Annotated in this window: 9 protein-coding genes and 1 pseudogene; 7 read left to right on the forward strand and 3 right to left on the reverse strand. The window is 40.3% G+C overall.

The window, feature by feature from the left end; all coding sequences use genetic code 11:
- Positions 1 to 129: 129 nt before the first annotated feature.
- Both HPE56_RS20085 and HPE56_RS20090 read right to left on the reverse strand, forming a co-directional pair.
- Positions 130 to 495 carry a DUF4870 domain-containing protein gene (locus HPE56_RS20085; protein WP_188245536.1) on the reverse strand — a complete coding sequence of 122 codons (366 nt, stop codon included), beginning with the start codon at positions 493 to 495 and terminating at the stop codon, positions 130 to 132.
- A gap of 74 nt (positions 496 to 569) precedes the next feature.
- Positions 570 to 986, reverse strand: coding sequence for a hypothetical protein (locus HPE56_RS20090; RefSeq protein WP_188245537.1), 417 nt, complete (start codon positions 984 to 986; stop codon positions 570 to 572).
- A gap of 133 nt (positions 987 to 1,119) precedes the next feature.
- Between HPE56_RS20090 and mnmE the strand changes: the two genes are divergently transcribed.
- The 4 genes from mnmE to HPE56_RS20110 all read left to right on the forward strand — a co-directional run bounded on the left by mnmE (position 1,120) and on the right by HPE56_RS20110 (position 7,380).
- Positions 1,120 to 2,532, forward strand: a complete 1,413-nt coding sequence (gene mnmE, locus HPE56_RS20095) for a tRNA uridine-5-carboxymethylaminomethyl(34) synthesis GTPase MnmE (RefSeq protein WP_188245538.1) — start codon at positions 1,120 to 1,122, stop codon at positions 2,530 to 2,532.
- An 18-nt stretch (positions 2,533 to 2,550) separates the two neighbouring features.
- Positions 2,551 to 3,075 (forward strand): PorP/SprF family type IX secretion system membrane protein, encoded by a 525-nt coding sequence (locus tag HPE56_RS20100; protein WP_188245539.1) that lies wholly within the window; start codon positions 2,551 to 2,553, stop codon positions 3,073 to 3,075.
- Between the two features lie 629 nt (positions 3,076 to 3,704).
- Entirely contained in the window at positions 3,705 to 6,473 is a 2,769-nt protein-coding gene (locus HPE56_RS20105; RefSeq protein WP_188245540.1) for a gliding motility-associated C-terminal domain-containing protein, read from the forward strand.
- A 19-nt stretch (positions 6,474 to 6,492) separates the two neighbouring features.
- The gene (locus HPE56_RS20110; RefSeq protein WP_188245541.1) at positions 6,493 to 7,380 is read left to right on the forward strand and encodes a PorP/SprF family type IX secretion system membrane protein; all 888 of its coding nucleotides are present in this window, start codon (positions 6,493 to 6,495) and stop codon (positions 7,378 to 7,380) included.
- Between the two features lie 102 nt (positions 7,381 to 7,482).
- On the opposite strand, the pseudogene HPE56_RS20115 reads toward HPE56_RS20110, so the two are convergent.
- Positions 7,483 to 7,665, reverse strand: a pseudogene (locus tag HPE56_RS20115) (hypothetical protein); the annotation flags it as partial.
- A 476-nt stretch (positions 7,666 to 8,141) separates the two neighbouring features.
- On the opposite strand from HPE56_RS20115, the gene HPE56_RS20120 reads away from it, so the two are divergent.
- The 3 genes from HPE56_RS20120 to HPE56_RS20130 are packed head-to-tail and all read left to right on the forward strand — an operon-like array spanning position 8,142 to position 9,668.
- Complete coding sequence (locus HPE56_RS20120) at positions 8,142 to 8,357, forward strand: helix-turn-helix domain-containing protein (RefSeq protein ID WP_188245542.1); 216 nt, start codon at positions 8,142 to 8,144, stop codon at positions 8,355 to 8,357.
- Entirely contained in the window at positions 8,357 to 8,704 is a 348-nt protein-coding gene (locus HPE56_RS20125) for a HipA N-terminal domain-containing protein (protein WP_188245543.1), read from the forward strand. Before HPE56_RS20120 ends, HPE56_RS20125 begins: the two co-directional genes overlap by 1 nt.
- Positions 8,691 to 9,668: a type II toxin-antitoxin system HipA family toxin gene (locus HPE56_RS20130; protein WP_317173235.1), complete on the forward strand. Its 978-nt coding sequence runs from the start codon at positions 8,691 to 8,693 to the stop codon at positions 9,666 to 9,668. The genes HPE56_RS20125 and HPE56_RS20130 overlap by 14 nt, the downstream gene beginning before the upstream one ends.
- Positions 9,669 to 10,299: the final 631 nt, after the last annotated feature.

A 10,299-nucleotide genomic window follows, 5' to 3' on the forward strand; every position in this document is an offset into this window, starting at 1 on the left:
AACAACAAAAAATACAAATGAGAACGTATAAATCAAAAAAGCTCAACGAGGATATCCTCGTTGAGCTTAATTAAACTATTTTTAATCCATAAACCTGTAACGGTTATTTAGGACTAGACAAATTTTTAATTAATCGATAAAACGGATTGTACCAAAATAACTGGGCGATTCGCCATTACTGGCCCGTACCGCATTTACGATGGGCATTACCAAGGAAAGTACCCCTGCAAATACCAACAGTAGAATCCCTAATCCCAAGAGTAGGATACTGGGTATTCCAATAACTACATAGAGGATAAGGCTCAATTGCAGGTTAATGACCGATTTACCGTGCTCGTCCATTCCAAGAACCGTATCCTTGGAGGTAAGCCATAAAATTAAAGGAACGATCAAACCTCCAAATCCCGTAACATAATCCAAATATTGGGTAAGATGGGTTATGACCAGAAGTTGTCTGTCTTCACGTAATGCGATGTTTTGATTAATAATTTCCATTTTTTGATTGATTTTAGATGAATAACTACCTATTAGACGCAAAAAACGGACTTTTGTTACATGGTCACTTCCTGTTATCTACTCTTGTTCAGTTTCCCCAATTTCTCCTTATCCTTGGCTATGGTTGATTTGAGCTTTACGGTTTTAGCCTCCATCTTTTCAATATCCACGGGAGATAACTTTCCTTTTAATTTCCCTTTTTCCAGTTTCCCTTGAATCGATTCTATCTTTCGTTCATTTTTGGCAATGGCTTTTTCTTTTGTACTGATATTCTTTTTCAACTTTGCGGCCTCCTTTTCCTTTTTCGCTTCTTTTTTAACTTTTTTCTCTTTCTTGGCTGCTTCTTTTTTCTCTTTCTCGACCTTTTTAATAACTGCCGCACGTTCCGCTGCGGCCTCTTGCTCAATTTCCGAAGCAGATTTTACGACGGTTTGTGCCGAAGAAACCTGAACGGCAATTAATAATAATAAAGTAAACATCACTTGTTTCATTCTAATAAAATTATATGGTTAATGTTGGGGCGAATATATAAAATTCGTTGATTGCCATTCAATATTATAACACGACGTTAACAGCCATGAAATATAGCCTTGATTTGCCTATTTTTGCATAAAATTCCATTCCATGACTCCATCAGACACTATTGTTGCCTTAGCCACTCCTTCAGGTGCAGGGGCGATAGCTATTATCCGTGTTTCGGGTAAGGATGCTATTACGATAGCCAATACTGTTTTTAATTCCATTCATGGAAAGGATTTGACCCAACAAAAAAGTCACACCATCCATCTAGGCCATGTTATGGATGGGAACAAAACCCTTGACGAGGTCTTGCTTTCCCTATTCAAAGGTCCCAATTCGTACACAGGGGAAAATGTGATCGAGATTTCCTGTCATGGATCGCCGTATATTCAGCAACAGATCATTCAATTGTTCCTTCGTAAGGGATGTCGGATGGCCGATGCGGGTGAATTTACCCTGCGTGCCTTCCTGAATGGCAAATTGGATCTGAGTCAGGCCGAAGCCGTAGCCGATTTGATTTCGAGTGAAAATGAAGCATCGCATCAAATCGCCATGCAGCAAATGCGGGGTGGATTTAGCAATGAAATAAAATTGTTACGGGATGAACTGTTGAATTTTGCTTCATTAATAGAGTTGGAATTGGATTTTGCCGAGGAGGATGTTGAATTTGCGGACCGGTCCCAATTCAAGACACTGTTGAAAAGAATCCAGGAAGTCCTAAAACGATTGATTGATTCCTTTGCGGTCGGCAATGTCATCAAAAACGGAATTCCGGTCGCCATTGTCGGGGAACCCAATGTGGGCAAGTCTACCTTACTCAATGCCCTTCTGAATGAAGAACGTGCCATAGTATCGGATGTTGCGGGTACCACAAGGGATGCCATTGAGGACGAATTGAATATTGGGGGCATTGGTTTTCGATTTATAGATACCGCTGGAATTCGGGAAACGGAGGATGTTGTTGAAAGTATCGGCATCAAGAAAACCTTTGAAAAAATTACCCAAGCCCAGGTAGTATTGTTTCTTCACAGTGCCGAGGAATTCAAAAAATCGGCAATCAACCTTAAAAGCTTGCAGACCGAAGTCGGTAAAATAGCGACAAAGCATCCTGATAAACCTCTGGTTATCCTGGTAAACAAAATAGATATCCTAGGCCCGCAGGAAAAGGCATCCCTTGAACAATTGCTCACCCATGTTGAAGGTTCTGCCTTTCAGATGATCTCGGCAAAAACCGGGGAAGGTGTCGATGCCCTTAAAAACCAACTTTTGCATTATGTCAATACCGGGGCCTTACGCAATAATGAGACCATCGTTACGAACACACGTCACTACGATGCGCTTTTAAAAGCCTTGGAGGAAGTACAAAAAGTTCAGTTTGGACTGGACAATGGCATTTCCGGAGACCTTTTGTCCATCGATATCCGCCAAGCCCTATATCATTTTGGGGAGATCACTGGGGAGATCACATCGGACGATCTACTGGGGAATATCTTTGCGAACTTTTGTATCGGGAAGTAAGAATTTCATTTGATCTTAATGGTTTCATATAACTGTAAATCAAAAAGTTGCTTTGGTGTAAAGGTCGGTTTCAACTCTTATAACGCCAATACGGACGGACTTGTAACCTACGGCATCCAGGCGGACCCGAACCTGATGAATCTGAACGGTAGGTTCAACCCCAATTTTGGTACAGGGGTCTATTTAAGGCATGAAGATTACTTTTTATCCCTGTCCGTACCGAAGATCCTGAGCAACGACCGTTTGGAACAGGAGGACGGGATAGCAAGGACGGGGGAGGGCAGGCAGCACATTTATCTTGCAGGAGGTTACGATTTTTCCTTGGGCGGTAAGATGATATTAAAACCAACGGTATTGTTCAGGTATGTGGACGCCACACCCTTGTCGGTAGACCTTACCAGTAGATTGGCATTCAGTGAAAACTTTGAATTGGGAGCAGCCTACCGTATCAATGAAAGTTTCAGTGGCCTGTTCATATTCAAAGTATCCAAAGTAATGCAACTGGGCTATGCCTACGAGTTTGCCAACAGCAGTCCCTTTTAGATATCGGTCCAGACTCCCATAAGTAAAGCCAGTACCCCGACCGAATCCTTTTTTTACCATGGTCAGGTAGCTAAAATTGATAAGGACGGATAAAAAATGGCTGTTACGTCATACTTAAAGGCCTCGGCGATTAGTAATGTGTACAAGGGGTCAAGCATTGAAAACATCAATATTAAAGTGATCATAATCGAACATTAAGTCTGAAAGGCGCAATGCTTCTTACCACATAAATCTAAAATAACACAACATAAAACTAGAAAGCCACAACATAAGTAAGATAAATACTACAATAAATACTTCATTTGTAAAAAGGTATAATGATAAGAATCTATTCTATCAAAAAAATATCATACTTCCATTTCTTTTTCTCATTACTAGCCTATTCTATTCATCTCTAGTTGGGCATTCTAAAAATCAAACTTCCCTATTTGAAATAAATGAAATATTACGAAATCTTTAACCGACCAATTAGTATTCCAAAAAATAAACCACTGAAAAAACATATGTATAACAAAACCATGCCTGCCATCTTATTCCTGTTCATATTCTTTTGTATAGGAGCTGTGACTCAATCCAACGACTTAGAATGGATAGAACATAATCAATATTTAACGAATTAAAAGAACAAAATGATGAAAAAACTATTCCTAATAGTTACGTTACTTTTTAATCTTGGAGTTTTTGCGCAGGACATACAGGTTTCCGTATTCAATTATCCAGGTTTAAATGGTTCCGGTGGATGTTCCGAGGAAAACGAAAACCTTATAGACATCGTAAATGCTATACCTGGGTATACGGTAGATGGCACTATAACCAGCTTTGCTAATTCTTCAACGCTGGCAACTCAGTTAGATGCCAGTACCTTTTTCTTTATGACCGACATGGAGAATCAAAACCCTAATAACACTACCTTTTTTCCTACAGCATCACATGCGGTTTTTGAAAATTGGGTAAGCACTGGAGGAGTTATGGTAATGACAGGAACTTATAATTCGAGAGATGCAGATTTTTTAAACCTTATTTTTTCATGGGATCTCGTTAATGTTCAGGGCACAATGTCTTGGGTAAAAAATACAGCTAATACAGCTGGTACTCCTTTTGATGGCGTGACGGTGGCTTCACTTCCCAATTTAAGTGCTACTGACGCTATTTCAAAAGGAACTGTAGCTAATTTTACAACTATGTGGGGTACGGATAGTGATGCCGTTGTGGCTGTTATTAAGTATGGGGCAGGTTATGTGATTTTTATGGGTTTTGATTTTTATAATACGGGTCCTAGTTGTCCTCAGTACTCATCAGACTGGGTACAGCAAGTAATACCAGCGGCATTGGATTATGCAACGGCACTCTCAGCTAGTACCGTATCAAATACCTCCCAAACCTTCGGGGATTTTGAATATGCATTTTCAGAAACCGGTACAACAAGTTTTATTTTAGTGCCTGGAGGTTCTACTGCACCTTCAATTGCGCAAATTGAGGCTGGTGTAGATTATCCGGGAGGTACTGTTTTGGATGCTTCAACAGTATCGACAATAGGAGATGTTCCCTACACGTTTAATTTAACAGAGCTTGAACCAGATACAAATTATGATATCTATGTGGTTACCTTGTATAATGATGGAAGTTCAGATGTTCATTCTACAATTGCTAATACTAATTTTACGACAATACCCAACGATTCTCCAGAAGCTTCAGCAATACTAAACCAGTCAGAATGTATAAATGGTTCGGTTTCTGGTCTAGCTTTAACAATTACAGACACTTATCCTGGAGATAATACATTTAGTGTTACGGCAACTTCCTCAAATACTGGTATTGTCGCTAACTCAGATATAATAATCACTGGAACTGGAAATACACGTTCGATTGCAATAACACCAGTGTTGGATGCCAATGGAACAAGTACTATTACAGTTTCTATTGAAGATAGTTTAGGTGAAATAGGAACTCAAACTTTTGATGCAACCTTTAATGATTCCGTTTCCCCGACCGCAGTGGCACAAGACATCACGGTCCAGTTGGACGCCTCGGGCAATGCATCGGTTACCACCGGAGAAATAGACAACGGTTCCACGGATAACTGTACCATAGCTACCTACGCGTTGGACACTACCGATTTTAACTGTACGGACCTCGGCGAAAACACAGTTACCCTTACCATTACGGACGGGAACGGGAACAGTGATACGGCCACCGCCGTAGTCACCGTCGAAGATTCCGTTTCCCCTACCGTAGTGGTACAGGACATCACGGTCCAGTTGGATGCCTCGGGCAATGCATCGGTGACCACCGGAGAAATAGACAACGGTTCCACGGATAACTGTACCATAGCCACCTATGCGTTGGATACTACCGATTTTACCTGTGCGGACGTTGGCGAAAACACAGTTACCCTGACCGTTACGGACGTGAACGGGAACAGTGATACGGCCACCGCCGTAGTCACCGTCGAAGATTCCATTTCCCCTACCGTAGTGGTACAGGACATCACGGTCCAGCTGGATGAAAACGGTTTAGTTAATATCACCGAAGATCAATTTATAACTAACAGTGATGACAATTGTATTATCTCTAATATAAGTATAGACCGTACAGATTTTGACTGTGCTAACTTAGGGAATTACACTATTACCATAACAGCGATGGACTCTAATGGTAATACTACCGTAGAAACAGCAACGCTAACAGTAACAGGAGATGACAATGATGGAGATTTGATAGCTGATTCTTGTGATACCGACGATGACAACGACGGTACCCCGGATACGGAGGATGCCTTCCCGTTAGATGATAACGAGGATACCGATACGGACGGTGATGGTACCGGTGATAATGCCGATACCGATGACGATGGCGACGGTACCCCGGATACTGAGGACGCCTTCCCATTAGATGATAACGAGGACACCGATACGGACGGCGATGGCACAGGTGACAATGCCGATACGGACGACGACAATGACGGCTATTCTGATGAAACAGAGCTAATGCAAGAATCTGATTCCAAAAATGCTAACGATTACCCAGTGGATACAGACAATGACGGGATTGCTGATTTTATGGATAACGACGACGATAACGACGGTATAACGGACGGTACGGACGCTTTTCCAATAGAGAGTACACCGACACTAGTTCCGGCAGAGGCCTTTACACCCAACGGTGATGGTATCAACGACACGTGGATGGTACCTGGGATAGACAACTACCCGAACAATACGGTACGTGTGTACAACCGATGGGGCCATGAAGTTTTTGCAGCAGGTAATTACCGGAACGATTGGACGGGCAGGCATAATGCGAACAGTACCATGCTACCTACAGGTTCCTATTTATACGTAGTAGATCTGGGCAACGGTTCCGCTCCTTTACAAGGTTGGATATTCATCAATTATTAATAAACCAGAAGTCGATACAATGAAATTTATCTATAAAGTAACAGTAGCCCTTGGTCTTTTAGCGATTACGGGAGCGGTAGCACAGCAGGACCCCAATTATACGATGTACATCTATAATATGAATCTTATAAACCCTGCGTATGCCGGAGCGAACACTACCACGGATGTCGGTATAAACGTACGGAGCCAATGGGCCAATGTAAAAGGTTCACCGGAGACCCAGAGTTTTATTTTTGGAACACCCGTGGGGAACAATATCGGCCTGGGACTTTCCGTCATAAGCGATAAGACGTTTATAGAGCGGCAAACCTCGATAGCCGCGGATTTTTCGTACCATCTCCAATTGTCGGACAGGCACGACCTGTACTTTGGTGTAAAGGCCGGTTTCAACTCCTATAACGCCAATACGGACGGACTTGTAACCTACGGCATCCAGGCGGACCCGGACCTGATGAACCTGAACGGCAGGTTCAACCCCAATTTTGGTACAGGGGTCTATTTAAGGCATGAAGATTACTTTTTATCCCTGTCCGTACCGAAGATCCTGAGCAACGATCGTTTGGAACAGGAGGACGGGATAGCAAGGACGGGGGCGGACAGGCAGCACATTTATCTTGCAGGAGGTTACGATTTTTCCTTGGGCGGTAAGATGATATTAAAACCAACGGTATTGTTCAGGTATGTGGACGCCACACCCTTGTCGGTAGACCTTACCAGTAGATTGGCCTTCAGTGAAAACTTTGAATTGGGAGCAGCGTACCGTATCAACGAAAGTTTCAGTGGCCTGTTCATATTCAAAGTATCCAAAGTAATGCAACTGGGCTATGCCTACGAGTTTGCCAACAGCAGTCCCGTGCGGAAAATAGATAACGGTACCCACGAGATTATGATGAATTTGAAGCTTTAATATATCCAACTCACGTCTCGCTCCGATTATCTAGGGGCTAAAGCAATGGTGAACAACAATAAAACCTGGGGTAACCCTAGGTTTTATTGTGTCTTCAAGTTATAGGATATAGTCCGCTCTTTTGCTTTTGCCCCTTGTATAGAGCTTACCTTGAACAATTATTCTACCATCCGTAAAAAAGACTTCCTCACGAACCTGTTTTTTCATGTTCCACCCTGCTTTTTCTATGGCAGGATTAATGAACTTAGAGCAAATATCTCTTTCGGATAAATCTTTTTTATTCATTAATTATAAGTTTATTTTGGCCATTTAAATTACTATTTTATGTTCGGAAGAAAAATCAAACAAAGGATTAACAGAGTAAATCACTTATAAGGCCTCTATACATTAAGGCACACCTCATAATCTCTTAATTGGCCTATACCCTATCCCTGCAACTTAGGACATTTTTATTTATTTGCGTTACGGATTTCCGTAATGACCTTAAAAAAATTATTTGTAAATAGAAGGGTAGACATTGAACATCCCTACCCTGTTCCTACCCTGATGTTTTATCATTACGCATTTATTGCAGCTAAAAATACCATTCTGCATACCAACTATTTATTATAATTGTTTAATTTAATAGTGCATTATAACGCACTATTTTATATCATAAATGCTCAATACCTTAAAAAAAGAATTCATTAGTGCCATTTAATGCACTTTTAAGATGTTTATACCTAAAAAATATCTATTTTTACCCATAAAAGAGCCATATAATGCACTTTAGTAATCTGATAAATAGTATAAAAGAGCGGAGGGAAATGCTAAAAGTTACCCAAGAAACATTGGCAGAGCTTTCAGGAGTAGGTCTTCGTACCCTAAAACAATTTGAAAGTGGTAAAGGCAACCCTACAGCAGAAACATTACATAAATTGGCGGATGCATTAGGTATGGAACTCACTTTTCAAGTAAAAAAGACAACACCTGAATAATGAGGCAAGCCGTTATTTTATACAAAAAAGAGGAGGCAGGACTGCTGACCCAACTCGATAACGGAAGTTTCACCTTCCGTTACAATGACCTATGGTTTGAATCAAGTGTAAAACCAGCCATTAGTCTAACACTACCCAAAAGCCAACAAGAGTACCATTCGGAACATCTTTTTCCTTTTTTTTATAACATGCTACCTGAAGGCTCTAACAAACAGAATATCTGTTTTGAATTGCGTATAGATTCAAAAGACCATTTTGGTCTACTATTGACTACAGCTAAATATGATACCATTGGGGCTATCCTGGTCAAGGAAATAAAAAACAATGAGCTTAATGAACATAAATAATTGCCCTGGCACTTTAAAGAAAGGACTTAATGCCTATAGTAAAACGGCATTGAATCGTTTATTCAACGGTAGAAAGGTAAGTCCTACCCTACCCTATGAATCGCCTGTTACCAATGCAATTACCGAAGCGCTTTTTAAAGAAAATAAAAAACAACTATCGATTTCCGGAGTACAGGAAAAATTCTCTGTACTACTGGAGAAGAATAAACTACGTTTGATCAGTGAAGGAGAACAAGGACAGTATATTTTAAAACCAATTCCCAATGCAGGAAACCGAAAAGAACAAATGCCGGCCAATGAACATTTGAGCATGCAGATAGCACGCCAAGTATTCGGAATAGAAACAGCGGAGAACGGCCTGGTATTTTTTAAAAACGGAGACCCGGCCTATCTTACCAAACGTTTTGATGTGCAGGAAAATGGCGACAAATGGGCAGTTGAAGACTTTGCTTCCCTAGCCGGTAGAACACCACAGACCCATGGAACGGATTTTAAATATTCTGGAAATTATTTCGAACTGTTTGGCTTTTTAAAAAAATATGTTCCTGCCTATCCCATTGAGGCCATCAAATTATTCAAGTTACTTCTCTTTAACTATCTCATATCCAATGGTGATGCCCATTTCAAAAATTTCTCTTTGATAGAAACAGCCTTAGGAGATTTCAAATTGAGTCCGGCTTATGACCTATTGAACAGTAGTATCCATATTGAAGACAGGGACTTTGCCTTGGAAGATGGGCTTTTACCTCTAAACCAATCAAGTGGTAAGATCGGGGAGCAGTTTTTTAAACTAGCGGAACTTGCCGACATTTCTAAAAAACAATGCGAAAAGATATTTAAAAGTATAACCACCAATCAAGAAAGGGTATTGGCCTTAATTGAACTTTCATATCTCGATGAAAAGACAAAAAAAAACTATGCACAAGGGTATCAATCGAGACTTAAAAAACTATTACGGACCTAACTTTATATTGTTGTTTTAAAACATAAAAACAAACATTCCGCAGAAAGAAACACATGTGGTGTTTTCTCTTGACACCTCGAACCCATAATTTTTATTGTTGCATATTGAACTAGACTACCACCCCCTGCCTATTACCTACCATATAAACTACCCATACATACCCCTCTAATATTCGAATGTCTACCCATTTAACTACCCCCTACCATTTAGACTTCCCTCTTGATTTCTTTTTATAATTCCATGTATGGGGTAGTTTTTATCCATATCCAGGGTAGTATAGGGTAACAATTAGGGTAGTTATTGGGTTATAGCAACCTTAAAATTACTATAATTGAAATCAAATACGTAAAAGTAAAAACCCGGGATTTTTTTGGTGATCCAATCAAAGATTTTGAACTTAAAAACACGAGGCCCTCAATCGTTTTAATTAAATTAGAGGTAAACAAAACAACCATGGATAAAGTAAAGACCTTAACCCTTTTTTTAATTTTTTGGGTAACCTTAACCAATGCCCAAAATATTGTTTATCAAACCGTTAAGGATATAAAATATTATGATGATAGTATATCCAACACCAACGCCTATATAAAGGAAAGATGTACGCTGGATATCTATTATCCAAAAAACAAAC

The organism is Maribacter aquimaris, from assembly GCF_014596745.1.
GTDB lineage: Bacteria > Bacteroidota > Bacteroidia > Flavobacteriales > Flavobacteriaceae > Maribacter_A > Maribacter_A aquimaris.